This is a genomic window from Halobacteriovorax sp. HLS (assembly GCF_004006665.1).
In the GTDB taxonomy this organism is placed as follows: domain Bacteria; phylum Bdellovibrionota; class Bacteriovoracia; order Bacteriovoracales; family Bacteriovoracaceae; genus Halobacteriovorax.
Window position 1 is genome coordinate 1 of record NZ_QOCL01000016.1, and the last position, 23,811, is coordinate 23,811.

At 36.3% G+C, this 23,811-nt stretch carries 38 protein-coding genes; 37 read left to right on the plus strand and 1 reads right to left on the minus strand.

Annotation, left to right across the window (positions count from 1 at the left end; genetic code table 11):
- Window positions 1-233: 233 nt before the first annotated feature.
- The 37 genes from rpsJ (at window position 234) to DPQ89_RS17505 (ending at window position 23,081) form a co-directional block, all read left to right on the plus strand.
- Entirely contained in the window at window positions 234-542 is a 309-nt protein-coding gene (gene rpsJ, locus DPQ89_RS17325) for a 30S ribosomal protein S10 (RefSeq protein WP_127718306.1), read from the plus strand.
- Window positions 543-625: 83 nt separating this feature from the next.
- Entirely contained in the window at window positions 626-1,324 is a 699-nt protein-coding gene (gene rplC, locus DPQ89_RS17330; protein ID WP_127718307.1) for a 50S ribosomal protein L3, read from the plus strand.
- Window positions 1,325-1,341: 17 nt separating this feature from the next.
- Entirely contained in the window at window positions 1,342-1,959 is a 618-nt protein-coding gene (gene rplD / locus DPQ89_RS17335; protein WP_127718308.1) for a 50S ribosomal protein L4, read from the plus strand.
- A 3-nt stretch (window positions 1,960-1,962) separates the two neighbouring features.
- Window positions 1,963-2,253 (plus strand): 50S ribosomal protein L23, encoded by a 291-nt coding sequence (rplW, locus tag DPQ89_RS17340; RefSeq protein ID WP_127718309.1) that lies wholly within the window; start codon window positions 1,963-1,965, stop codon window positions 2,251-2,253.
- A 27-nt stretch (window positions 2,254-2,280) separates the two neighbouring features.
- Window positions 2,281-3,105 (plus strand): 50S ribosomal protein L2, encoded by an 825-nt coding sequence (gene rplB, locus DPQ89_RS17345; RefSeq protein WP_127718310.1) that lies wholly within the window; start codon window positions 2,281-2,283, stop codon window positions 3,103-3,105.
- Window positions 3,106-3,117: 12 nt separating this feature from the next.
- Window positions 3,118-3,399, plus strand: coding sequence for a 30S ribosomal protein S19 (gene rpsS / locus DPQ89_RS17350; RefSeq protein WP_127718311.1), 282 nt, complete (start codon window positions 3,118-3,120; stop codon window positions 3,397-3,399).
- 25 nt (window positions 3,400-3,424) lie between these two features.
- Window positions 3,425-3,760: a 50S ribosomal protein L22 gene (gene rplV / locus DPQ89_RS17355; protein ID WP_127718312.1), complete on the plus strand. Its 336-nt coding sequence runs from the start codon at window positions 3,425-3,427 to the stop codon at window positions 3,758-3,760.
- Between the two features lie 10 nt (window positions 3,761-3,770).
- Window positions 3,771-4,397 (plus strand): 30S ribosomal protein S3, encoded by a 627-nt coding sequence (gene rpsC, locus DPQ89_RS17360; protein WP_127718313.1) that lies wholly within the window; start codon window positions 3,771-3,773, stop codon window positions 4,395-4,397.
- Between the two features lie 109 nt (window positions 4,398-4,506).
- Window positions 4,507-4,917 (plus strand): 50S ribosomal protein L16, encoded by a 411-nt coding sequence (gene rplP, locus DPQ89_RS17365; RefSeq protein WP_127718314.1) that lies wholly within the window; start codon window positions 4,507-4,509, stop codon window positions 4,915-4,917.
- A 26-nt stretch (window positions 4,918-4,943) separates the two neighbouring features.
- Complete coding sequence (gene rpmC, locus DPQ89_RS17370; protein ID WP_127718315.1) at window positions 4,944-5,141, plus strand: 50S ribosomal protein L29; 198 nt, start codon at window positions 4,944-4,946, stop codon at window positions 5,139-5,141.
- Between the two features lie 2 nt (window positions 5,142-5,143).
- Complete coding sequence (rpsQ, locus tag DPQ89_RS17375; RefSeq protein ID WP_127718316.1) at window positions 5,144-5,398, plus strand: 30S ribosomal protein S17; 255 nt, start codon at window positions 5,144-5,146, stop codon at window positions 5,396-5,398.
- 47 nt (window positions 5,399-5,445) lie between these two features.
- Complete coding sequence (gene rplN / locus DPQ89_RS17380) at window positions 5,446-5,814, plus strand: 50S ribosomal protein L14 (RefSeq protein ID WP_127718317.1); 369 nt, start codon at window positions 5,446-5,448, stop codon at window positions 5,812-5,814.
- A gap of 17 nt (window positions 5,815-5,831) precedes the next feature.
- Window positions 5,832-6,143: a 50S ribosomal protein L24 gene (gene rplX / locus DPQ89_RS17385; RefSeq protein WP_127718318.1), complete on the plus strand. Its 312-nt coding sequence runs from the start codon at window positions 5,832-5,834 to the stop codon at window positions 6,141-6,143.
- Window positions 6,144-6,155: 12 nt separating this feature from the next.
- Complete coding sequence (rplE, locus tag DPQ89_RS17390; protein WP_127718319.1) at window positions 6,156-6,695, plus strand: 50S ribosomal protein L5; 540 nt, start codon at window positions 6,156-6,158, stop codon at window positions 6,693-6,695.
- Window positions 6,696-6,715: 20 nt separating this feature from the next.
- Window positions 6,716-7,021 carry a 30S ribosomal protein S14 gene (rpsN, locus tag DPQ89_RS17395; protein ID WP_127718320.1) on the plus strand — a complete coding sequence of 102 codons (306 nt, stop codon included), beginning with the start codon at window positions 6,716-6,718 and terminating at the stop codon, window positions 7,019-7,021.
- Window positions 7,022-7,035: 14 nt separating this feature from the next.
- Window positions 7,036-7,419 carry a 30S ribosomal protein S8 gene (rpsH, locus tag DPQ89_RS17400; protein WP_127718321.1) on the plus strand — a complete coding sequence of 128 codons (384 nt, stop codon included), beginning with the start codon at window positions 7,036-7,038 and terminating at the stop codon, window positions 7,417-7,419.
- Window positions 7,420-7,428: 9 nt separating this feature from the next.
- Window positions 7,429-7,965, plus strand: a complete 537-nt coding sequence (rplF, locus tag DPQ89_RS17405; RefSeq protein WP_127718322.1) for a 50S ribosomal protein L6 — start codon at window positions 7,429-7,431, stop codon at window positions 7,963-7,965.
- A 66-nt stretch (window positions 7,966-8,031) separates the two neighbouring features.
- Entirely contained in the window at window positions 8,032-8,406 is a 375-nt protein-coding gene (gene rplR / locus DPQ89_RS17410) for a 50S ribosomal protein L18 (protein WP_127718323.1), read from the plus strand.
- Window positions 8,407-8,416: 10 nt separating this feature from the next.
- Window positions 8,417-9,010: a 30S ribosomal protein S5 gene (gene rpsE, locus DPQ89_RS17415; protein ID WP_370351269.1), complete on the plus strand. Its 594-nt coding sequence runs from the start codon at window positions 8,417-8,419 to the stop codon at window positions 9,008-9,010.
- Window positions 9,011-9,019: 9 nt separating this feature from the next.
- The gene (gene rpmD, locus DPQ89_RS17420; RefSeq protein ID WP_127718324.1) at window positions 9,020-9,205 is read left to right on the plus strand and encodes a 50S ribosomal protein L30; all 186 of its coding nucleotides are present in this window, start codon (window positions 9,020-9,022) and stop codon (window positions 9,203-9,205) included.
- Between the two features lie 17 nt (window positions 9,206-9,222).
- A complete protein-coding gene (gene rplO, locus DPQ89_RS17425; protein WP_127718325.1) occupies window positions 9,223-9,678 on the plus strand; it encodes a 50S ribosomal protein L15 in 456 nt (151 codons plus the stop codon).
- 12 nt (window positions 9,679-9,690) lie between these two features.
- A complete protein-coding gene (gene secY / locus DPQ89_RS17430) occupies window positions 9,691-11,001 on the plus strand; it encodes a preprotein translocase subunit SecY (protein WP_127718326.1) in 1,311 nt (436 codons plus the stop codon).
- Entirely contained in the window at window positions 11,001-11,639 is a 639-nt protein-coding gene (locus DPQ89_RS17435; RefSeq protein ID WP_127718327.1) for a nucleoside monophosphate kinase, read from the plus strand. The genes secY and DPQ89_RS17435 overlap by 1 nt, the downstream gene beginning before the upstream one ends.
- Before the next feature lie 90 nt (window positions 11,640-11,729).
- Complete coding sequence (gene infA / locus DPQ89_RS17440; RefSeq protein ID WP_127718328.1) at window positions 11,730-11,954, plus strand: translation initiation factor IF-1; 225 nt, start codon at window positions 11,730-11,732, stop codon at window positions 11,952-11,954.
- A 24-nt stretch (window positions 11,955-11,978) separates the two neighbouring features.
- Window positions 11,979-12,095, plus strand: coding sequence for a 50S ribosomal protein L36 (gene rpmJ, locus DPQ89_RS17445; RefSeq protein ID WP_127718329.1), 117 nt, complete (start codon window positions 11,979-11,981; stop codon window positions 12,093-12,095).
- A gap of 20 nt (window positions 12,096-12,115) precedes the next feature.
- A complete protein-coding gene (gene rpsM, locus DPQ89_RS17450; protein WP_127718330.1) occupies window positions 12,116-12,499 on the plus strand; it encodes a 30S ribosomal protein S13 in 384 nt (127 codons plus the stop codon).
- Between the two features lie 16 nt (window positions 12,500-12,515).
- Entirely contained in the window at window positions 12,516-12,902 is a 387-nt protein-coding gene (rpsK, locus tag DPQ89_RS17455; RefSeq protein WP_127718331.1) for a 30S ribosomal protein S11, read from the plus strand.
- A gap of 24 nt (window positions 12,903-12,926) precedes the next feature.
- Window positions 12,927-13,940 carry a DNA-directed RNA polymerase subunit alpha gene (locus tag DPQ89_RS17460; protein WP_127718332.1) on the plus strand — a complete coding sequence of 338 codons (1,014 nt, stop codon included), beginning with the start codon at window positions 12,927-12,929 and terminating at the stop codon, window positions 13,938-13,940.
- A 34-nt stretch (window positions 13,941-13,974) separates the two neighbouring features.
- A complete protein-coding gene (rplQ, locus tag DPQ89_RS17465; RefSeq protein ID WP_127718333.1) occupies window positions 13,975-14,328 on the plus strand; it encodes a 50S ribosomal protein L17 in 354 nt (117 codons plus the stop codon).
- A gap of 91 nt (window positions 14,329-14,419) precedes the next feature.
- Entirely contained in the window at window positions 14,420-14,977 is a 558-nt protein-coding gene (locus DPQ89_RS17470; protein WP_127718334.1) for a TlpA disulfide reductase family protein, read from the plus strand.
- A gap of 183 nt (window positions 14,978-15,160) precedes the next feature.
- Window positions 15,161-16,732 (plus strand): sigma-54-dependent Fis family transcriptional regulator, encoded by a 1,572-nt coding sequence (locus tag DPQ89_RS17475; RefSeq protein ID WP_127718335.1) that lies wholly within the window; start codon window positions 15,161-15,163, stop codon window positions 16,730-16,732.
- A gap of 217 nt (window positions 16,733-16,949) precedes the next feature.
- Window positions 16,950-18,512 (plus strand): acyl-CoA carboxylase subunit beta, encoded by a 1,563-nt coding sequence (locus tag DPQ89_RS17480; RefSeq protein ID WP_127718336.1) that lies wholly within the window; start codon window positions 16,950-16,952, stop codon window positions 18,510-18,512.
- Window positions 18,509-19,957, plus strand: coding sequence for an acetyl/propionyl/methylcrotonyl-CoA carboxylase subunit alpha (locus DPQ89_RS17485; RefSeq protein ID WP_127718337.1), 1,449 nt, complete (start codon window positions 18,509-18,511; stop codon window positions 19,955-19,957). Before DPQ89_RS17480 ends, DPQ89_RS17485 begins: the two co-directional genes overlap by 4 nt.
- A gap of 2 nt (window positions 19,958-19,959) precedes the next feature.
- Window positions 19,960-20,472: an acetyl-CoA carboxylase biotin carboxyl carrier protein subunit gene (locus tag DPQ89_RS17490; RefSeq protein WP_127718338.1), complete on the plus strand. Its 513-nt coding sequence runs from the start codon at window positions 19,960-19,962 to the stop codon at window positions 20,470-20,472.
- An 11-nt stretch (window positions 20,473-20,483) separates the two neighbouring features.
- Complete coding sequence (gene hflK, locus DPQ89_RS17495) at window positions 20,484-21,494, plus strand: FtsH protease activity modulator HflK (RefSeq protein ID WP_127718339.1); 1,011 nt, start codon at window positions 20,484-20,486, stop codon at window positions 21,492-21,494.
- Complete coding sequence (hflC, locus tag DPQ89_RS17500) at window positions 21,484-22,458, plus strand: protease modulator HflC (RefSeq protein ID WP_127718340.1); 975 nt, start codon at window positions 21,484-21,486, stop codon at window positions 22,456-22,458. Before hflK ends, hflC begins: the two co-directional genes overlap by 11 nt.
- Window positions 22,458-23,081: an L-threonylcarbamoyladenylate synthase gene (locus DPQ89_RS17505; RefSeq protein ID WP_127718341.1), complete on the plus strand. Its 624-nt coding sequence runs from the start codon at window positions 22,458-22,460 to the stop codon at window positions 23,079-23,081. The genes hflC and DPQ89_RS17505 overlap by 1 nt, the downstream gene beginning before the upstream one ends.
- A gap of 106 nt (window positions 23,082-23,187) precedes the next feature.
- Here the strand turns inward: DPQ89_RS17505 and DPQ89_RS17510 are convergent, their stop codons facing one another.
- Complete coding sequence (locus tag DPQ89_RS17510; protein ID WP_127718342.1) at window positions 23,188-23,805, minus strand: class I SAM-dependent methyltransferase; 618 nt, start codon at window positions 23,803-23,805, stop codon at window positions 23,188-23,190.
- Between the last annotated feature and the right edge of the window lie 6 nt (window positions 23,806-23,811).

A 23,811-nucleotide genomic window follows, 5' to 3' on the forward strand; every position in this document is an offset into this window, starting at 1 on the left:
GTAAAAAGTTTGTGGCCGTTCTAGAAATGGCCACTATTTTTCTGGTTTGTAGTCGCCACAAGTTAAAACAAACCACTAATATAAAAGAAGAGTTATTTAGTTTTATTAAGTTATTGAATATTGGGCCGAAATTTTTATAAAAAAAGAAATTTAATTATAAAAATGTTTGACAAAGGGCCCAATAACTCATAAAACCCTGACTCTATATGTAAATAAATGAGGATTTTATAGTCATGAAAGAACCAAGACTAAGAATTAAGCTTAGAGCTTACGATCACAAATTATTAGATAATTCAGTGAACGAAATCGTAAACACAGCAAAAGAAACTGGTGCAAGAGTAGCTGGTCCAATTCCTTTACCGACAGAAATTAATAAATTTACTGTTCTTAGAGGACCACACGTAAACAAGAAGGCTAGAGAGCAGTTCGAAATGAGAACTCACAAAAGACTTATTGATATCGTAGACCCAACTCAGCAAACTGTTGATAGCCTAATGAAGTTAGACTTATCAGCTGGTGTTGACGTAGAGATTAAGTATTAGTATATAGACTAGACACAAATTTAGTCTTATTTTTATTAACCATGCACGCATCTCTAAGAATAGAGTGATGCTGTGGAGGATCAATGACAGAAGAAACAAAAGCTGTTGAGACTCAGGCTGCGGATAACTCTGCAACTGCAAACACAATCGATCTGACTGCATTTTACGGAGTAAAAGCAGGAATGACTCGAATTTTCGACGAAAATGGTAATCACGTTCCAGTAACAGTGGTTAAGTTAATCCCTAACATCGTAACTCAAGTAAAGACGAAAGAAAAAGACGGTTATGAAGCTTACCAAGTAGGTTACGGGATTAAGAGAGAGAAGCTTGTTAAGAAGCCTATTAAAGGTCACTTAAAGAAGTCTGACATCGAAGAAAACTTAACTAAGTTTGCCGAAATCAAAAATGAAACTGTATCAACTGAAGATTTAGGAAAGACTCTTTCTGTAAATAATTTTTCAGCAGATAGCTATGTAGACGTAACAGGTACTACTAAAGGTAAAGGTTTCCAGGGTGTTATGAAAAAATATAACTTCTCTGGTGGTCCAGCCGCTCACGGTTCTCACTTCCATAGAACAACAGGTTCAATTGGTAACAGAGCTACACCTGGTCGTGTTTTCAAGTTAAAGAAAATGCCTGGTCACATGGGTGCAGTTAAACAAACTACTCAAAACATTAAAGTTGTTGAAGTTAATGTTGAAAAAGGTTACATGCTCCTTAAAGGTTCAGTTCCTGGTTCAAAAAATGGCTTCGTTAAAATAGCTAAAGCTTTGAAGAAATAGATTAAGGGGTTGTAAAAATGACAGATATAACATTACTTAATGCAAAATTTGAAACTTCAGGAAAGCTAACTACTAACGTAAGCTTAACAGCTGAAGATATCAATGTTCCTGTAGTTCACCAAGTAGTTAAAGCAATACTAGCTGGTAAGAGACAAGGAAATGCATGTACAAAAACAAGAGGTCAAGTAAGCGGTGGTGGTGCTAAGCCATTTAAGCAGAAAGGTACTGGTAGAGCTCGTCAGGGTTCAACAAGATCGTCACTTATGGTTGGCGGTGGTACTGCTTTTGGTCCAAAACCAAGAAGCTACGATCAGAAAGTTAACAAGAAAGTTGCTAACAAAGCAATTCAATCTGTTCTTGCTGACAAGCTACAGGCCGGAAAATTAACAGTAGTTGAGTCTTTAGAGTCAACAGGGAAAACAAAAGAAATGTTCTCTACTTTAAATGGTAAAGGACTTCTTCCAGCATTAGTTGTAACTCAAGATAAGAATTCTAGCGCTCTTAGAGCAGTAAAGAACTTACAATGGGGAACAGGTATGGCCGTTGAAGGTTTCAGTGTTTACGAAGCTGTTAAATATGAAAACTTAGTAATTGAAAAAGCTGCTTTAGAAGCACTTTTAAATAGATTGGGGTAATAAATGGCACACATTGAAAATATTTTAGTAAAACCATTGATTACAGAAAAAAGTGCAACTGCTACTGATAAGTATAATAGATACGGGTTTGTTGTTGAGTTAAAAGCTAACAAGTATCAAATCAAAGAAGCAGTCGAAAGACTTTATGATGTAAAAGTTTTAAGTGTAAAGACTAGCATAACTGCTGGTAAGTTAAAAAGAGCTGGGAAGGCATTAAAAAAATCTTCTAAAGTTAAGAAAGCTTATATTCAGTTAGGTGAAGGTCAAAAAATCGAATTCTTTAAAGGAATCTAAGAATAGATAAGTAGAAGAGGAAATATTATGGGTATTAAAAAATTTAAACCGACTACTCCATCACTAAGACGCATGCAAGTTGTTAACAGTGATGAGTTGACTAAAGGTGTAGCACCCGAAAAAAAGCTACTAGCTCCAAAAAAGAGCACAGCAGGTAGAAATAACTCTGGTCGTATTACGGTAAGACACAGAGGTGGTGGAGTTAAGAGAAGATACAGAGTTATCGACTTTAAACGAAACAAGTTCGAAATCCCTGCAAAAGTTCAAGCGATTAGTTATGATCCAAACAGAACTTGTAACATTGCACTTCTAGCTTACGCGGATGGTGAGAAAGCTTATATTCTTGCTCCAGTAGGATTGAATGTTGGTGATACAGTTGTATCTTCTGCTGAAGCAGATATCACTGTTGGAAACTCTAAGCAGCTTAAGGACATCCCTGTTGGTACGTTAGTTCACAATGTTGAGCTACACCCAGGTGCTGGTGGACAATTTGCAAGATCTGCAGGTGCTTATGTTCAAGTTATGGCGAAAGAGGGAGACTCTGCTCTTTTAAGAATGCCTTCTGGTGAGCTTAGAAAAGTTAAAGCTGTATGTAGAGCTACTATTGGTCAGGTTGGAAATCTTGATCATGAAAAGAGAAACATTGGTAAAGCTGGACGTAAGAGAAAGCTTGGATTTAGACCTACAGTTCGTGGTGTTGTTATGAACCCAGTTGATCACCCACATGGTGGTGGTGAAGGTAGAACTTCAGGTGGTAGACATCCTGTTACTCCTTGGGGTAAACCAACTAAAGGTTTCAAGACAAGAAAGAACAGAAGAACAGATCAATTTATTGTTAAAAGAAGAAAATAGGTAGGATGACATATGGCCCGTTCACTAAAAAAAGGACCTTTTGTTGATTATCACCTTCTTGAGAAAGCTCTCAAGATTATGGATGAGGATAACAAAAGCTCTAAAGTAATTAAAACTTGGTCAAGAAGATCAACAATTGTTCCAGAGTTTATCGGACTAACTTTTGCTGTACATAACGGTAAGAAGTTTATTCCAGTATACGTTACTGACAATATGATTGGACACAAGTTAGGGGAATTTGCATTAACAAGATCATACTTTGGTCACGGTGCAGATAAAAAGAAAAGAAAATAATTGAACTTATAGTAGGAGAGGCTTTATGGCCATTACAGTTAAGAATCGCAAAGTAGGAATTGCTCCTAGAAAAGTAAGACAAGTGTGCGACTTAGTTAGAAATAAGAAAGCATCAGAAGCAATTAAAATCCTTCGTTTTTGCGAAAAGAAAGAAATTGCGCTTATGCTTACAAAACTAATCAATAGTGGTTTAGCTATTGCAGCTGATTCTGATAAGTATGACATTGATAACTTGGTTTTGACTCAAATCTTTACAGATGAAGGTCCAACTCTTAAAAGAATTCAACCACGAGCTCAGGGGCGTGCGTTTAGAGTTAGAAAGAGATCAAGTCACGTTACTTTAGAATTAAAAGAAGCATAGGAAGGATATTATGGGACAAAAAGTACATCCATATGGTTTTAGACTTGGTTACATTAAAGGTTGGCAATCTAACTGGTATGCAAAAGACAATTATGCACAACAGTTAAAAGAAGATCTTGCAATCAGAGCATACGTAGAAAAAAGCATGAAGAATGCAGCCGTAGCTAAAACTGATATTTCAAGAACGTCAGACCAGGTAAAAGTTACTGTTTATACAGCTAAGCCAGGTGTTGCAATTGGAAAAAAAGGTGCAGGGATTGAGAAAATAAGAGGAGACCTTAAGAAATTAACTAAGGGAACTTTAATTTTCAACATCGCTGAAGTAAAAAGACCAGACGCAGACTCTAAGTTAATTGCAGAAAATATTGCTGCACAATTAGAGAAACGTGTTGCTTTTAGAAGAGCTATGAAGAAGGTTATGCAATCTGCATTCAGAGCTGGAGTTAAAGGTATCAGAGTTAGAACTGCTGGTCGTCTTGGTGGAGCTGAAATGGCAAGATCTGAAGGGTATTCTGAAAGAAAAGTACCACTTCATACACTAAGAGCAGATATCGATTACGCAACAGCGGAAGCTCATACGACTTACGGTGTTATCGGTGTTAAAGTTTGGGTATATAAAGGTGAAGTTTATATCTAATCAAATTTTGATTAGATAAATGCTTTTGAATAATGGGAGTACCTCTGGCCTGTAATAATTATCAGGGTATGTGCTAAGTGTTTAAAAACACAATATTTTTGAGGTCAATATGCTAAGTCCTAAAAGAGTAAAGTGGCGTAAGCAACATAAGGGTAGAATGAAGGGAGCAGCCAACCGTGGAAATAGTATCACGTTTGGGGAATTCGCTATACAAGCAACAACATGTGGGTATATAACAAACCGACAAATTGAAGCAGCCCGTATCGCCATGACTAGAAAGATTAAAAGAGGTGGTAATGTTTGGATTAAGATTTTTCCAGATAAGTCTCTTACAAGAAAGCCTGCGGAAGTTAGAATGGGGAAAGGTAAAGGTTCTCCAGATAAGTGGGTAGCTGTAATTAAGCCTGGTCGCGTTTTATTTGAAATTTCGCACGAGGATGTGGAGCTAAGTAAAAGTGCACTGAAGCTAGCAATGTATAAGCTTCCAGTTAAAACTAGAATTATTAAAAGAGAAGTTTAATTCTATAGAGAATTAGAGAGGCGATTATGCAAAAGTTAAATTATAGCGAATTAAGTGGAATGGACAATAAGCAAATTGACGCCAAAGTTAAAGAAATCAGAACTGATCTATTTAACATGAGAATGCAAAAAGCTGCAGCAGGACTTGAAAAACCTCATGCAGTAAGAATTGCTAAGGGAAATATTGCTCGTTTGTTAACAGTAAAAAATTCTAAAGGTAAGTAGAAATGAGTGTTGATCAAAAGAAATTTAAGAGAAAGTTGGAAGGTGTAGTAATTTCTGATAAGAACGAGAAGACTATTACTGTAAATGTAGTACGTCGTTTTAAGCACAAGACTTATAACAAGTTCGTATCTTTTAGTAAGAGATATCACGCTCATGACGAAAGCAATAGTGCAAAAGTTGGAGATAAGGTAATGATTATTGAATCAAGACCTCACTCGAAACTAAAAAAATGGGAACTTTTAAGCGTTCAGAAATAATCTGACTGCGGTAAGTTGTTTAAGCTGATTTAGATGGAGAAAAACCCATGATTCAAATGCAAACAAAGCTTCAGGTAGCAGATAACTCTGGAGCAAAAGAAGTAAAGTGTATCAAAGTTCTTGGCGGTTCAAAAAGAATGTCTGCTGGACTTGGTGACATAATAGTAGTAGCTGTACAGCAAACTCTTCCTGGTGGGAAGATTAAGAAAGGTGACGTTAAAAAAGCGGTTATCGTTCGTACAGCATACCCATTAAGAAGAGAAGATGGATCTTATATCCAATTTGATAATAACAGTGTGGTGATCTTGAACGCAAATAATGAACCTGTAGGTACTCGTATCTTTGGTCCTGTTGCGAGAGAGTTAAGAGGAAAGAACTTTACGAAGATCTGTTCTCTTGCACCTGAAGTCCTTTAACTTGCAAGGAAATAGAGATGCAGAAGATTAAAGTTAGTGATGAAGTAGTAGTAATTGCAGGAAAAGATAAAGGTAAGACGGGGAAAGTTCAAAGACTTAACTCGAAAAAGAGTACTGTATTAGTTGAAGGTATTAACCTTGCTAAGAAAGCTCTTAAGCCTTCACAAGAAAATCCTGCTGGCGGTTTCGCTGAAATGGAAAAACCAATCCACTTGAGTAATATTGCAATAGTTAGCCCAAAAACTAAGAAAGCTACTAGAGTAAAATTTGAAGAAAAAGATGGAAAAACAGTAAGAGTAGCAGTAGCTTGCGGCTCTGTACTTAAATAGGTTGAGGCGAAAATGAGCAGATTACGTGAAACTTACAAAAATGAAATAGTAAAAAAGCTTACAGAAAAGTTTGATTACAAAAATATTCACCAAGTTCCAAAACTTGAAAAAATAGTTGTTAATTGTTGTACTAAAGACGCAGTTACTAACTCTAAAGTAGTAGATTCGATTGTTAAAGATCTTACAGCTATCACAGGTCAAAAGCCTGTTGTAACTAAAGCTAGAAAATCTATCGCATCTTTCAAGTTAAGAGAAGATATGCCACTAGGAGCATCAGTTACTTTAAGAGGTGAGATGATGTATGAATTCCTTGATAGATTGATTACTATCTCTCTACCAAGAGTTCGTGACTTTAGAGGTGTTTCTAATAAAGGTTTTGATGGACGTGGAAACTATACACTAGGTCTTAAAGAGCAGATTATGTTCTCTGAGATTTCTTACGATCAGATCGATAAAGTTAGAGGCCTTGGGCTTTCTATTGTAACAACTGCCAACAATAATGATGAAGGTAGAGAGTTACTTACTTTATTAGGTATGCCTTTTGTAAAATAATTAATCTTGAGGATAAGATAATGGCAAGAAAAGCAAAAATCGTTAACAACGAAATGAAGAAAAGATTGAGTGCTAAGTATTTACCACTTAGAACTGAACTTAAAAAAATTATTAATGACACAAACTCATCTGATGAGGCAGTTGCTGAAGCTACAGTTAGACTACAGAAGCTACCAAGAAACTCTAATCCAATTAGAGTAAGAAATAGATGTGTTTTAACTGGTAGACCAAGAGGAAACTACAGAGCGTTTGGACTTTCTAGAATTAAATTTAGAGAATTAGCGCTTCAAGGTATGATTCCTGGTGTAACTAAATCAAGCTGGTAATAAGGGGCTGAACTATGATGACTGATCCTATAGCAGATATGCTTACAAGAATTAGAAATGCTATAAGAGCTGGACACGACAGAGTTGAGTTTCCAGCATCTAGAGCAAAAGCAAGTATTTGCAAAGTTTTAAAAGATGAAGGTTATATAAGATCTTTTAAAATTATTGCAAAAGCACAGAATGATATTAAATTAAAAGTTCTCTTCAAAGAAGACGCTATAACTGGAATTGAAAGAGTTTCAAAGCCGGGTCTAAGAAGATATACAGGTTATACTGAAATTCCTAGAGTTATCAGTGGGCTTGGAACTGCAATCGTTTCAACTTCTAAGGGTGTAATCTCTGATAGAGAAGCGAAGAAACTAAAAGTTGGCGGAGAAATTCTCTGCAACGTATGGTAGGAGTTTAGGATGTCAAGAATTGGTAAAGTACCAGTAGCTATTCCTGAAAAAGTAGAAGTTAAGATTGATGGTGCATTTGTTTCTGTTAAAGGACCAAAAGGGCAACTTGAATATACTTTTACAGACAAGGTAATCATAGCTCAAGCAGATAAAGAAGTTACTATTAATCCAGCTGACGAAACTAAACTTGCTAGATCTCTTTGGGGAACAACTAGAACTTTAGTTAGTAATATGGTTGTTGGAGTATCTGAAGGGTTTACAAGAACTTTAGAGTTTACTGGTGTTGGATATAAAGCAGCTGTAAGCGGTAACACTATAACTTTAAACCTTGGTTATTCACATCCAATTGACTATGTGTTGCCAACAGGTGTAGAAGCTAAAGTAAATAAAAATGTTATCGATTTAACTGGTTGTGATAAAGAACTAGTTGGATTTGTAGCTGCAAAAATCAGATCATTTAGACCACCTGAGCCTTACAAAGGTAAGGGAGTTAGATACTCTGATGAAACAATTATAAGAAAAGCAGGTAAAGCTGGATCTAAATAAGATCTGGCTTTTGCCATTTTATATTAACATTTGCCTCGAAATAGCAAAGCTTAGGGTGGAGTAAAAATGAGAAAGAATACTGGCAAGATTAAAAATGCCGCAGAAGCTCGTCGATACCGTAGAAAATTATCGATTCGTAAAAAAATTAATGGAACAGCTGATCGTCCTAGATTATGCGTTTACCGTTCAAACAAAAACATAACTATTCAAGTTATTGATGACAATGCTCAACAGACATTATTTTCAGTTCAAACATACGGTAAGAATGCTGTAGGAACTGGAAGCAATAAAGATGGTGCTAAGGTTGTTGGTGCTGCAGTAGCTGAGGGACTTAAAGGAAAGAGTATCTCAACAGCAGTATTTGACAGAAATGGTTATAAGTATCACGGCGTTGTTGCAGCATTTGTTGATGCTGTAAGAGAAAACGGAATTCAGATTTAAGGGGCGTCTCATGACTGAAGAAACTAAAGTAGAAGAAACAAAAGTAGAAGCGAAAGCAGATAATAAAAAAGCTCCAAAGAAGAAGTCACAAGGATCAAGAAAGCCTAAGCCGGCTGCTCCAGTGTCTGAATTTGAGGAAAGAGTTGTTGCGGTAAACCGTGTTGCTAAAGTTGTTAAGGGTGGTAGAAGATTCTCTTTTGCAGCTCTAATGATTGTTGGTGATAAGAAAGGTCGTGTTGGATATGGTTTAGGAAAAGCAAAAGAAGTTCCTGAAGCAATTAGAAAAGCAACACAAGCAGCTCAAAAGAATATGGTACACGTTCCACTTGATAACGGAACTATACCTCACCAAATTCTAGGTGAATATGATGCAGGAAAGATTTTATTTAAGCCTGCTGCACATGGTACAGGGGTTAAAGCTGCTGGTGCATGTCGTTCAATAATGGAATTAGCTGGTGTAACAGATGTATTAACTAAATCTCTAAGAGGAAATAATCCTCATAATATTGTTAAGGCAACGTTTGACGCTCTTAAGCATTTAAGAAGTGTTGATCAGGTAGCTAAACTTAGAGGAAAAGAAGCTCAAGGGCTTCGTATTAAATAGAGGTATAAAATGGCCGGAAAGACTATAACTGTAAAGTTGAAGAAAAGTACGATTGGATCTACAGAAAAGCAAAAAGCTAACGTTCGTGGCCTTGGTCTTAGAAAGACTGGGACTTCAAGAACATTAGAAAATACTCCAGCTGTTCGTGGAATGATTAAAAAAGTTATTCACCTTTTAGACATAAAAGAGAATTAATATAAGTTGAGGATATTATGCTAACGTTAAATAATCTAAGTAGCCCAAAAGGCGCACACAGAAATATAAAGAGACTAGGGCGTGGACAAGGTTCAGGTCAAGGTAAGCAGGCCGGTAAAGGTCATAAAGGTCAAAAGGCTAGAGCTGGTGGTGGAACTAGAACTGGTTTTGAAGGTGGAGCAATGCCTCTATATATGAGACTTCCAAAAAGAGGTTTCACAAATGCACCTTTCAAAACTGAGTACGCTGAAGTAAGCTTATCTGCAGTTGACGCGAAATTTGATAGCGGTGAAGTTACTCGTGAAGCTCTAATTGCAAACGGTCTTTTAAGTGGTTCTGATAAAAGAAAGCCAATTAAAGTTCTTGCAAATGGTGAGCTTTCAAAAGCGTTAACTTTTGTTAACATTGATAAGTTTACAAAATCAGCTGCTGAATTAGTTTCTAAAGCTGGTGGAAAAATAGAAAATAAATAAGGATTTTATTTAATGTCGACTGCTCAAGGAAAGCTAGAAGAGCTTAAGAAGAAAGTATTTTTCACCTTTTTACTATTGGCTGTATACAGAATGGCTGCACAGATACCTGTTCCAGGTGTTAATGCAGCAGCCATTGCTTCGTACTTTGCCGAGTCTGGAGGAGGAATCTTTGATCTGATCAACACTTTTAGTGGTGGTGCCTTCAAAAGATTCTCTGTTTTAGCTCTTGGTATTATGCCATATATTACGACTTCAATTATCTTCTCTCTCTTGGGAGAAGTAATTCCTCAGATTCAAGAAATGCAAGAAGATTCGGAAGGTCATAAGAAGATCCAAAAATGGACTCGATATGCAACTGTTCTTCTTTGTGCTGTTCAGGGATGGGGTATGGCCGTAATGTTTGAAGGATTTAAGAGTACTGGCAATATTCCAGTTATTCCTGAGCCAGGTCTATTATTTAGAATTTCTACTGTTATCACTCTTTGTGCAGGAACTATGTTTCTCCTATGGTTAGGTGAGCGTATTACTGAATACGGGCTTGAAAACGGTGTTTCTTTAATTATCTTTGCAGGTATTGCTGTTGAGCTACCGGCAGAGATGATGCAAAAGTTAACTCTCTATAAAAACGGTGAATTAGGAGCAGGAGCTCTACTTATAACAGTTGGTGTTATATTGGTAGGATTCTTTGTTGTTACATTTATTGAAAGATCTCATAGAAGTGTTCCTGTGCAATATGCAAAGAAAGTTGTTCATAACCGTACTTATGGTGGGACACAAACACTTCCAATTAGAGTAGATACAGGCGGTGTTATGCCACCGATCTTAGCTTCATCATTATTAGCAGCTCCAGCAACAATGGCTAATTTTGTGTCAGCTACGAGTCCGATGAAGCCTTACCTGGATACAATGATTCAATCACTATATCCGGGACAGCTTTTATTTAACTTATTCTTTGCTCTATTAATTGTTTATATGACATATTTTTATGCTCCTATTCAGTTTAAGACTAAAAAAGTTGCAGAAATGCTTCAGAAGAATAATGCGTTTGTTCCAGGTGTAAGGCCAGGTGCTAAGACTAAAGAATATTTAGACTTTATTCTTAATAGATTGACGTTCTTTGGATCACTTTTCTTGGTAACAATATGTATTTTACCAACTGTAGCTTCTGGGGCAAATACTAGATTTGGTGGAACATCACTACTAATTCTTGTGAGTGTATGTATACGTGTAATGATGAATATTCAGGCATTTATGTTTTCTGATAAGTATGAAAGTGCTTATAAGGCTAAAGGAAAATATAACGGTCAAAATAGAAGGTTTTAATGAAGCCACAGCTAATATTACTAGGTGCTCCTGGAACTGGGAAGGGAACACAGGCTAAGAGAATAGTTGATGAATTTGGCTATAGTCATATTTCAACAGGTGATCTTCTTAGGGGTGAGATAGCAAAAGGTTCAGATCTTGGTAAAAAAGTTAAGTCAATTATTGATAAGGGTGACTTAGTTAATGATCAGGTCGTTTTAGAGTTATTAAATGCAAATTGTAGCATTAGTGACTCTGCTTATATCTTTGATGGGTTTCCACGAAATATTGAGCAATCAGAGTTACTAGAAGAGCATGTTTTAAAAGGTGCTGCTTCAAAAGCAATCTATTTTGATATAGATTTAGATATTTTAGTTGAAAGAATTTCTAATAGAAGAATTGCACCAAAAAGTGGTGAAATTTATAATCTACTTTCTAGGCCACCAAAGGTTGAGGGAAAGTGTGATATCTCTGGAGAAGATCTAATTCATCGTAAAGATGATACTGCTGAAACTGTGAGAAATAGATTAGAAGTGTTCAAAAATACAATTGCTCCGATTCTTGATTATTATGAAGGTCGTGGAGTTTTAGTTAGAATAGATGCTTCTACTTCAGCAGAAGAAGTCTTTGCCAAGGTTGGCGAAGCAATTAATAGTTAATAATATTAGTTTATAAGTAAATATATCAATATATGTTGCATAATGGTTCCTCTTTAGATATAAGGCAGGGACTAGTGGAGTTTTATCTCGATGGCGAGCGCAGAAGTTCTAGAAATAGAAGGAGAAGTAGTTGAACTACTTCCAAATACTAAATTTAAAGTTAAGCTACCTAATGGTCATAGTGTAATAGCTCACATTAGTGGAAAAATGAGAATGCATTTTATCAAGATCTTACCTGGTGATAAGGTTCTTGTAGAGATTAGTAAATATGATCTTTCCAAAGGAAGGATCACATATAGAAGTAAGGGCCGGTAGGCTTTTTTACTGGAAGAGGATGTTATGAAAGTTAGAGCGTCAGTAAAAGTTATGTGTAAAGACTGTAAAGTTGTAAAAAGAAAAGGTGTATTAAGGGTTGTTTGTAAAGCAAGTCCTAAACATAAACAAAGACAAGGTTAATACCTTAGGGGAGTGTAGCTATGGCAAGAATACTTGGTGTTGATATTCCTCGTAATAAGGTGATGGGCGTTGCTTTAAGATCAATCTATGGTGTTGGTCCAAAAGTGGCAAGTGAAGTCCTCACTAAAGCGGGAATAGATTTCAACAAAAGCTCAAATGAGCTGACAGAAGAAGAGGCGAACAATATTCGTCTTTTATTAGAAAGTGATTATACTGTAGAGGGTGATCTTAGAAGAGAGATCGGTCTTAACATTAAGAGATTGAAAGATCTTGGATGCTACAGAGGGATTCGTCACAGAAAAGGATTACCAGTTAGAGGTCAAAGAACTAGTACAAATGCTAGAACTAGAAAAGGACCTGCGAAAGCAATTGCTGGAAAGAAATCTGTCAAGTCAATGAAGTAAAGGTTGGAGTTGAAAAATGGTTAAGAAAACAGCAAATAAGAAAAAAGCAAAAAAGAATATTCCACATGGTGTATGCCATATTCAATGTTCTTTTAATAATACAATTGTTACTTTCACTGATCCAAATGGTGGAGCAATTGCTTGGGCGTCAGCTGGGCAACTTGGTTTCCGTGGTTCTAAGAAATCAACTCCATTCGCAGCACAGGTAGCTTCATCTGAAGCAGCTAAGAAAGCTATGGAGCATGGTCTTAGTTCTGTAGACGTAAGAGTTAAGGGTCCTGGAGCAGGAAGAGAAAATGCGATTAGAGCTCTAATCGGATGTGGATTAAGAATTACATCTGTTGCAGATAAGTCACCAATTCCTCATAATGGATGTCGTGCACCTAAAAGAAGAAGAGTTTAATCGTATATATTAAGGAGATTATCCGTGGATAATTTTGTAGCAAAAAATTGGACGAACATGATCAGACCTGTTTCTTTAGAATCAGATGCTGAAAGTCTAAAAGCAAACTATGGAAAGTTTATAGCTAAACCTTTAGAGAGAGGTTACGGGCAAACTCTAGGTAATTCACTTAGAAGAGCTCTTTTATCTTCTCTTCAAGGGGCTGGTATTGTTGCTATTAGAATCGAAGGTGTTGAGCACGAATTCGGTACTATTAACAATGTTAAAGAAGAAGTATCTGAAATTATCCTTAACTTAAAAGAAGTTTTCTTTAAGTTAAAAGGTAAGGAAGATGTTGTTCTTAATCTTGATAAAAGTGGTGAAGGTCCTGTTACTGCAGGAGATATTGCTGAGAGTGCAAGTTTAGAAGTACTAAACCCACAGCACGTTATTTGTAATATTTCTTCAGGTGGTTCAATTAAGGTTGAACTAAAAATTGCTAGAGGTAAAGGTTATGTTACTGCTCTTGAAAACAAAGAGTTGTACGATCTTCCACTAGGATGGATCTATGTTGATACTCTTTTCTCTCCAGTTCACAGAGTTAATTACTCAGTAACTAACTCACGTGTTGGTAAGAGAACAGATTATGATAAACTTACTTTAGAAGTTTGGACGAACGCAGGTATCGATCCTCAAGAAGCTGTTGCATACTCTGCAAAGATTCTAAGAGATCAGTTGGCTGTATTCTTAAACTTTGAAGATGAAGAAGAAGTGGTAAGAACAGAGAAGGCTCCTGCTCAGGCATCTAGCCCAGCAAATAGCGCTCTTTTAAAGCCAGTTTCTGAATTAGAGTTATCAGTACGTTCTGCTAACTGTCTGCAAAATGCTAATATCAAGTATATCTATGAATTGGTATCTAAGACAGAAGGTGAGATGTTAAGAACAAAGAACTTTGGTCGTAAATCGTTAAATGAAATTAAAGAAATTCTCAGTAATATGGGACTAGGGCTTGGAATGAAGGTTGATTCTATAATGAAAGATCTTCAAGACGGCGAGTAATTACTAAGCTGAGGGACTCAGTAGGAGTTGAATTATGAGACATCAAAAACATAAATATAGAATTGGAAATGGTCCTGCTCACAGAGTATCGTTAATGAAAAACCTTGCAATCGAAGTAATCGATCATGGGAAAATCAAAACTACGATTACAAAGTGTAAAGCAATACAGCCATACGTAGAAAAATTAATCACTATTGCAAAAGTTGATACTGTTGCAAATAGAAGATTAGCTTTCCAAAAACTTAACAATAAAGAAGCAGTTCAAAAACTGTTTACTGACGTTGCACCTAAGTATTTAGAAAGAAATGGTGGATACACAAGAATTATGAGAATGGCTGATTCGAGAGTTGGTGACAACGCTCCAATGGCATACATTGCTCTAGTATAATTCTAGTTGTCTAACTAGCTATAACAAATTAAATGTTATATAAAACCTTCGGTCTATGCCGAAGGTTTTTTTGTTTTAACCATGGATTAAAATGTCATTTAGTTCAAAAATTTTAATTATATCTCTTGTTATTGGTCTTACTCTGTCTTATTCAATGTACGAGAAAAAGAAATTTTCATCCATGTTAAACGTGGGTGAGTCGTCGCCAATATTACAGACGATGCCTTCTTTTCAAATTGATTTAGTGTTAAGTGAAGGGAAAGTATCTCAGGAAGATTTCAAGAGCTCTAAAGCTACTTTTGTACACTTTTGGGGTACATGGTGTGCACCATGTGAGCATGAGTTTCCTGACTTTCTAAAATTCGCTAAGAAGTTTGAATCAGACAATGTTAAATTCCTACTGCTTGCGGTTAACGATGATAATAAGAAGATTAAGAAATTTTTGAAACGATTTAAAGATCTACCTAGTAATGTGGTGATTGCACACGATAGTACTGGTGTTTCAATGACGACTTTTGGAACAGTTAAGGTTCCTGAGACATATCTCTTTGATTCATCATTTAGAAACCTTAAGAAGTTTATCGGGCCTCAGTCCTGGGGTATGGAAGCATTTGCTCCGAGGGTTAGAAGGCTAATTTTTGGTCACTAGTATTTTGACACTTTTTTATTTTCCTTTCTGTGTTCTTTAGATTTCAGTAGTTTATAACTAATTTTCTTGTATAAAAAATCTACATTCTTCTAAAGAAATAATCCGTACTGCCGAAAAGTTAGACAGATTAATGCTCAAATATGAGCGGATTTGTCGTCTTACTGACGATTCGGAGATTTAAAAATGATTAACTGGAAAGAAATTAGCGGACTTCATGTCATTTCAAAACTAGAAGAAATTCTTGATAAGTGGTTTGGTGTTGAACAAGTCTATTCGGATGTTCATTATAAAATACGTAGTGGCCATATAGATAAAGGACACGAGTTTAAGAATCACTTCTTTAAGGTTCAGATGCAAATGGGTCATGGGTATAATTACTTAGGCTCTGATGTAGAGAAAATAACTGATAGTCTAGAAGCCTCCGCTGACCAGTCTGATGCGTTTGATACATTCTTTAAACATGTTAAAGGTGTTGGTGCCAAGGTTGAGGTAGATGGTGAGGTTTTAGGGACAGTATTTGCTTACCCGTTCGTATCTAGTTCAATAACAGAAGATGAGTTAGAAGAAATTAAAAAGCATATGGTTTCTGAGGGAGCCAATGAGGCAGATGCGAGTGCAGCTGTTGATGGACTTAGAAAGCTCTATCCTAGGGAAGTTGAGTATCTGCAAGAACTTGTTGAGCTTGTTGCTGATGAAGTAAAAACATTCCACTCTGAGATATCTAAAAGAGAGTCGAGGATCAAAGAACTTAACTCAGAGCTTGGTGATAAGTACAGATATCACATGATGATAGGTAAATCGAAAAAGATGCAGACGATATATAGACTGCTAGAGAAGATATCTTCATCAGAATCTTCAGTTCTTATTCAAGGTAGTAATGGTACTGGTAAAGAGCTTGTAGCAAAGGCCGTACACTTCTATTCACCTAGAAAGGATAATCAATTTGTAGCCGTGAACTGTTCGGCATTTAACGATAACTTACTAGACTCAGAATTATTTGGTCATATTAAAGGGTCCTTTACTGGTGCCGTTAAAGATAAGGCCGGACTCTTTGAGGTTGCAAATGGTGGAACATTATTTCTCGATGAAATTGGTGATACATCTCTAAGTATGCAGGTTAAATTATTAAGAGTTCTACAAGAGGGAACATATCTACCTGTTGGGGCACATGCTCCTAAAAAGACAGATGTAAGAATACTTGCAGCCACAAATAAAGACTTAAAAGCAATGATGGCCAGCGGAGAATTTAGAGAAGATTTATTTTATAGAATAAATGTAATCAACGTAGACCTGCCGGCGCTTAAAGATAGATCTGAGGATATTCCAATCCTTATGGACTTCTTTCTTAAAAAGAGATGCGATGAAGCTGGAATTCCAATGAAACAATTCTCTAAAAAGACAATGGAGAAGTTTTTAGATTATCAGTGGCCTGGTAACGTAAGAGAGTTAGAAAATGAAATTGAAAGATTAGTAGTTCTAGCTGGTGACGATAAAATGATCACTCCAGACTTACTAAGTCCAAGAATTTTAGACTTCGGTGAGAAGCCAATGTCAGCTTCTAGGGGAGTTAATACTAGTGGTTCGTTAAAAGAAGCACTTGAAGAGCTCGAAGCTATGATGATTAAAGAAGGTTTAAAAAGATGTAACTTTAATAAGTCAAAGCTCTCAAAAGAGCTGGGCGTGTCTAGAGCTTCACTTATCATGAAAGTTGAAAAGTACGGACTTGATAAGAGAAAGAAAGCTGCAGGCGAGTAATAATTAAGAAAATTTTTAAAGACAAGGCCTCATTTATTGAGGCCTTTTTTTGTTTCAAACTTATTAACTTTCTTTCATTCTAACTAACAAAATCTTGAGAATAATGAAGCTTTATAACGCAGGGAGAAACCTGTTGTTTTTAGTTAAATAATGACGCGAGTCAATAGCCCTTTGATAGCTTAAATTGTATGATAACTCACCATTTTAGGAGGTTATTATGGATACGGTTTTAGAAGAAAAACGTAGTCTTCTAGTTGAGAAAAGAGAGCAGGCTGCACTTGGTGGCGGAGCTGCAAGAATTGAAAAACAACACTCGCAAGGTAAATACACGGCGAGAGAAAGAATAGAACGAGTTATTGATCCAGGAACATTTCTAGAGTTTGATAGATTTGTTACACACAGATGTACGGAATTTGGTTTAGAAAAAACTAAGTTTCTTGGTGACGGAGTTGTAACTGGAATTGCTCAAATTAACGGTCAAAAAGTGGCCTTGTACTCACAAGACTTTACTTGTTGGGGTGGAGCTCTTGGTGAAAGTCATGCAAAGAAAATTTGTAAGATTATGGACTTTGCAATCGCAAATAGAATTCCAATAATAGGTATTAATGATTCAGGTGGTGCACGAATTCAAGAAGGTGTTGATGCTCTAGGTGGATATGCGGAGATCTTTTATAGAAATGTTAAGGCCTCAGGTGTAGTTCCTCAGATTTCACTTATTATGGGACCATGTGCAGGTGGAGCAGTTTATTCTCCAGCGATAACAGATTTTATTTTTATGGTCGACAAAACTTCTTATATGTTTGTTACTGGGCCTGATGTAATTAAAACAGTTACTCATGAAGAAGTTACTAAAGAGGAACTTGGCGGGGCTACAACTCATAATGAAACATCAGGTGTCGCTCAGTTTATGACAAGTGATGAAGATGAGTGCTTCGAAAGAGTTAGGGAACTCTTGGCATATTTACCATCAGCGTGTTTCACAAAACCAATCCCTAAATATACTGCAGACCCAGTTAATAGAGATAATAAAAAACTCGCTGAAGTAGTACCTTCAAATCCTAAGAAACCTTATGATATGAATGAAATCATCTTAGATATTGTCGATGATTCACACTTTTTAGAAGTTCATAAAGGTTGGGCGAAAAATATAATTGTAGGTTTTGCTTCAATAGGTGGAATTAAAATTGGTATCGTTGCTAATCAACCACAAATTTTGGCAGGAGTTTTAGATATCGACTCTTCTTGTAAGGCGGCGAGATTTATTAGATTCTGTGACTCATTTGATATTCCAATTCTTACTCTAGTTGATGTTCCTGGGTTCTTACCTGGAACTGTTCAGGAGTACGGAGGAATTATTAAGCATGGGTCTAAACTTCTATATGCTTACTCTGAAGCTACGGTTCCAATGATTACTCTAATTACTCGTAAAGCATATGGTGGGGCTTATGATGTTATGGCATCAAAGCATATTAGATCAGATGTAAATCTCGCTTACCCAACTGGGGAGATTGCGGTGATGGGTGCAGAGGGTGCTGTTAATATAATCTTTAGAAATGAATTAAATGGTCTTGAAGGTGAGGCATTCGATAAGAAAAAAGCTGAACTTGTAAAGAATTATGAAGATCGTTTTGCTAATCCATATAGGGCAGCAGAAAGAGGATATCTTGATGCAGTAATTCTTCCTGAGGAAACTCGTCAGAGACTATATGAGTATCTTGTGGCCCTTAAGAATAAGAATGTTGATAGACCTTCAAGAAAACATGGGAATATTCAGCTATGATAAGACAAAGAGAAAATACTAGTAGAAGAATATTAATTACAAATCGTGGGGAAATTGCCTCTCGTATTGCTAAAGCTTGTCGAGAGCTTGGGCATGTGGCAATTGGTATTTGGACGGATAATGAAGTTCACGCAACTCATCTTCAATTTTGTGACGAGTGGGTACACCTCAAAGGAAGTACCAATGCTGAAACTTATCTAAATATTGAAAACCTAGTTTCGGTAATTAAAGAGAATAATGTTGATGCTGTTCATCCTGGATATGGTTTCTTATCTGAAAATGCTGAATTTGCTCAAAGAATGAAAGACGAAGGAATTATTTTTATCGGTCCAAATGTGGAATGTATAAAAGTAATGGGTGATAAAGCAACTTCTAAGCAACTTGCAAATGAAGTTGGAGTCCCTACTGTTCCTGGAACAGATAAGGCCGTAAAGTCAGTTGATGAAGCTGTCCAAATTTCTGGTGATATTGGATACCCTGTTTTACTTAAAGCCGTTGCTGGTGGTGGTGGACGTGGAATGAGAGCATGTGCGAATGAGGAAGAAGTTCGTGCAAACTTTGAAGCAGTTGGAAGAGAATCTTTAGCAGCTTTTAATAATGGTGATCTTCTTGTCGAAAAGCTTATTGTTAATCCAAGACATATTGAAGTCCAAATTCTTGCTGATAAGAAAGGAAATGTTTATCACTTTTTTGAAAGAGAATGCTCTATTCAAAGAAGACATCAGAAAGTCGTTGAGGAGGCACCTTCTCCTTTTATTGGTGAAGATGAAGAATTGAGACAAAGGGTTTGTGAGACAGCTGTTAAGTTAGCTAAGGCAGTAAATTACGACTCGGCAGGAACTGTTGAGTTTATTATGGCCGAAGATAAGAGTTTCTACTTTCTAGAAATGAATACTCGTATACAAGTTGAGCATCCGATAACTGAAGAAATCACAGGGATTGATCTTCTTGTTTGTATGATTCAGTCAGCTCTTGGTGATGACTTAGGGTTTCCTAGTCAAGACTTCATTAAGAGATCAGGTCATGCGATAGAGTGTAGAATATGTGCAGAAGACCCAATCACAATGTTGCCAGCTCCTGGGCTTGTAACAGGCTTTGAAACGAACTTCCCTCAAGGAACTCGTTTTGATCACTGTCTTTTTAAGGGACTTAACGTAACTCCTGATTTTGATCCAATGGTTGGAAAGCTTGTGTGTAAAGGGATTATTAGAGATGTTGCAATTAGAAAGATGAGAGCGGCATTGGATGGACTTTTTATTGAAGGACTAAAAACAAATAGACCTCTTTTAAAAGTTATCATGAATAATGAGAATTTTATTAATGGTAACTATTCGACTGATTTTATCAAAGTAGAGAATCCTCAAGCATTAGTTCAAACAGATCTCAACCACATGAGGTTTTATAAGATGCTTGCAGGTGTTGAAGCAAGAAGAATGGGGATGTAGTCATGAGAACTTATTTAATAGATGACGACAAGAATGAAGTTATCGTTGATTTAACTAGAACAAAAGTACACTCTAGTGAGCTAGTTGAGTTTGACTACTCAACGATCGAAGATAATAAATTGATTGATAAGAAAACTATTTTTGTACGTCAATTGTGTGGTCAATACTTTGTTTCTGAAAATAATAAGAAGTGGTCGAAGATTTCTAGACAAGATCTTCCGTCTAGAATGCTTAATGTTGACCGAGTTTTCAAAGTTTACAGAGGGTATAAGCCTTCAGGATTAAGCGGCGGAAATGAAGGTGAGTTACTTACTCAAATGCCTGGTAAGATTGTAAAAATTAATACTCAGGTTGGAGATACTGTTGAGCCAGGTCAAACTTTAATTATTCTTGAAGCGATGAAAATGGAAAATGAAATTAAGTGCGGAGTAGCAGGAACTGTGAAGGCCGTACATGTAAAAGAAGGGGATGCCTTAGATCAAGGTGTTCTAATGATAGAAATTGAATCTAATTAAGGAGATCAATAGTGAGTTTTAATGGAAAAAATCCAAATGACTTTGTAAATGATATTGATCGAATGAAAAATGATCTAAGAAATGGCCTCAAGTTTTTGGGGCCTTTTTTAATTATTTTTCTTTTGATCATAGGTGGCTTCACATCTTTTTACACAGTGGAACCTGATGAAGAAGCAGTAGTGATAAGGTTTGGAAAGTACTTAACTACCAATCCTCCTGGATTACATTTTAAAATACCTCTAGGTGTTGATAATGTTATTAAGGTTAAGACTAAGAGAGTTCTACAGGCAGAGTTTGGTTTTAGAACTGAAAATACTAGAACTAGAAGAACTACTTACTCTAGTAATAACTTTAAAAATGAATCACTCATGCTTACAGGGGATTTAAATGTTGCTGATGTTGAGTGGGCCGTTCAATTTCAAATTGCTGATCCATTCAAGTATTTATTTCAGACTTCTGCTCCAGAAGTGACGATTAGAGATGTCTCTGAGTCTATAATGAGAAGGGTTGTTGGTGATCGCTCTGTTACAGATGTGCTGACAACTGGAAAGATGGAGATTGAAACAAGGGCCTATGAACTTATGCAAGAAGTTTTAAATAAGTACGATATGGGTGTTCGTATTGTAACTGTAAAACTTCAGGACGTGAATCCACCAGAAGTAGTTAAGCCTTCATTTAATGAGGTTAACGAAGCAAAACAAGAGCAAGAAAAGGCAATTAACGAGGCCGAGGGCGAATACAATAGAGTAATTCCTGAAGCAAGAGGTAAGGCCGAGAAATTGATTAGTGAAGCAGAAGGTTATGCTACGGCACAACTTAACCAGGCCTTAGGGGATGCGAATAAGTTTGAAGCAATTCTTGTTGAGTATAAGAGGTCTCCACGTGTGACAAGAAAGAGAATCTATCTTGAAACAATGTCTTCCATCTTTAAGAAATTTGAAAATATAACAGTTGTTGATCCTGAGGTGAAAGGATTACTTCCTGTATTTAATAAGTCATTAGGAGTAAGTAATGGGAAATAAATTAGCTCCTTTAGTAGTTGTTGTAGGACTTCTACTAGTACTAGGAAAAAGTACAATTTTTATTGTCAATGAAGGTAATCAGGCAATTATAACGGAATTTGGTAAACCTGTAGGCAAGCCAATCACAAATGCTGGACTACATTTTAAGAAACCTTTTGTTCAAGAAGTTCGTTATGTTGATAAGAGAATTCTTTCATGGGATGGGATGCCAAATCAGATTCCAACAAAGGATAAAAAGTTCATCAAGGTAGATACAACGGCTAGATATAGAGTTGTTGATGCACTTAAATTTATTCAAACCGTAAGAAATACAAGTGGAGCTAAGGCGAGGCTTGATACGATTTTAGACTCTGCTACAAGAAATATAATTTCTGGTCATAACTTAGTTGAAGCAGTAAGAAATTCAAATGCTATTATAGACAATTCTGCTAAAGAAAAAGCTGATATTGAGAAGAAGAAAGCTGCTGGAGAGAATTACGTTGAAGAAGGTGTGTCAGGGGAAATAGAAAAAATTTCTACTGGACGTGAGCAATTAAGTCAGTTGATTGTGGAAAAAGCAGACTCTGAATTAGCAGGTTTTGGAATTAAGTTAATTGATGTTCAGTTAAGAAGAATCTCGTATGAAGAATCTGTTGAAAGAAAAGTTTATGACAGAATGATTTCAGAGAGGCAAAGGATTGCGCAGAAAATTCGCTCTATAGGTTCTGGAGAAAAAGCAAAAATCGAAGGTCGTCTGACTAGAGATTTAAGAAAGATCCAATCGCAAGCCTATAGAAAAGCACAAGCGCTAAGAGGGGCTGGGGAAGCTAAAGCTGCTTCAGTTTATGCTAAGGCATTAAACAAGGGCCCTGAGTTTTACGAATTTGTTAAGTCGATGGAAGTTTATCAATCTTCATTAGGGGGAAAGACAAACTTCATTATTTCATCTGACTCAGAGTTTTTAAAGCATCTTAAAGGAAAGTAATGATTGAGTATGTGATTGCTGAAAGTCCAGATGATCGAGTATTAAAAAAGGCCTCTGACATTTTAAAGTCAGGTGGCCTTGTCTGTTATCCTACAGATACAAACTGGTTAATCGTCTGCGACCCTTTTAATAAGAAAGGTCTTGAAAAGCTTTATAGAGTAAAGAACGAAGGACCTCTTAAGCACTATAGTTTAATTGCGGACACAATTTCTAGGGCGCAAGAAGTTGCACATATTCATGATAGTGCTTTTAAAATGATTAGAAAGAAAGTTCCAGGGCACTATACATTCATTTTCGAGGCGAGAAAGAAAATTACAAGAGCAGTTCAGGCCAATAAGTCTGATAAAGAAGTTGGGGTAAGGTTTTGTCCGGATCTTATTTCTCAAAATCTGATTGCTGTTCATGAAGACGTTCTTCTTTCTACTCATGTGACGAATGAACTTGTAAAGGTTAGTGAAGGTGAAGAGATATATAGTTATCAGATTGAAGAGGCACTTAGGGGACAGTTAGATATGATTATAGACCCAGGAGAATATAATTTTGTTGGTGTCTCTACTATAGTTAACCTTACACAAGAGGGGGTCGTGGAGGTCTTAAGGGAAGGATCTGGAGATTGGCCTTGAAAAAACCTATAAACAAAGTGAGAGTCGGCTTTAAATTGGTACTTCTCGCTATGGTTCTATACTTTTGGTATGAGCTCTATGTGGCTTTTACGACCAGCTAATTTTTTCACTTCCAAATAATAAAGTTCTTTATAAGACATGGGATATACCAAAATCTCTTGGATTTAGCTCCCATAAAACCTTTAAACTGCATCCATGCTTCATCACTAAAGTAGTTTAAATATTCATGAGAAATTTTCTTTTGTGCAGAACGAATTCCCCAAAATAGTCGAACGGCATGAGGCTCAAGGATAGTGCCAATACTAGGCACTACGACAACATAGTTTTTTGATACTCTATTGATTTCAGATATTACACTGCATAGATTCTCAATAGGCTGAACATGTTCTAGAACTCCAATAGAGACAGTGAGATCAAAGTAATTATCTTCAAAAGGGAGTGTGACCCCATCAGTTTTATGAAAAGTTACATTTCTACCTTCGTAACTGTAGTCTTCTATATCAACGCCATGAAGGTCAAAATTCTTCTTATGTTCAAAGTGAATTAAGAAGTCCATTCCATTGTTACAACCCATATCTAAAATTCTTTTAGGTTCATTAGAATCTAAGACACCGTTGGAATGCTTAATAATATATTGCATTCTTCTTTGCTTAATTGGTTTGGCAAACTTGGTTTTCCAAATAGGATATACGCTTTGATAAATTTTCGTAATTATTGAATTCATGAAAGA